This window comes from Pantoea sp. B9002, from assembly GCF_013385945.1.
In the GTDB taxonomy this organism is placed as follows: Bacteria; Pseudomonadota; Gammaproteobacteria; order Enterobacterales; family Enterobacteriaceae; genus Pantoea.
In genome coordinates this window covers 206-423 of record NZ_JACAPA010000126.1, presented here as the reverse complement: position 1 = coordinate 423, position 218 = coordinate 206, and the positions used below count along the sequence as shown (strand labels likewise).

Here is a 218-nt window from a genome sequence, read left to right as displayed (position 1 = left end):
TGCTGATTCGCCTGCTACCCGCCGAAGACCCGCATCCCGCGGTCTTCGACCACTATGCCGCCACCTTGCTCGCCCTGGCCGAAGGTCGTCCGCTGGAGCCATTGCTGCGCTCGTTCGAGTGGCGACTGCTCGATGACCTCGGCTACGGCTTTGCCCTGGACGTGGATATCCATGGCCAACCCCTGGCGGCTGACGGGATGTACCGCCTGCAGGTGGAT

General features: G+C 65.1%; 1 protein-coding gene. It reads left to right on the top strand.

Annotated features, from left to right (window positions below; translation table 11 throughout):
• Positions 1-218: DNA repair protein RecO (locus HX773_RS25840; RefSeq protein WP_218168366.1), on the top strand; the 218-nt coding region annotated here is incomplete at both ends.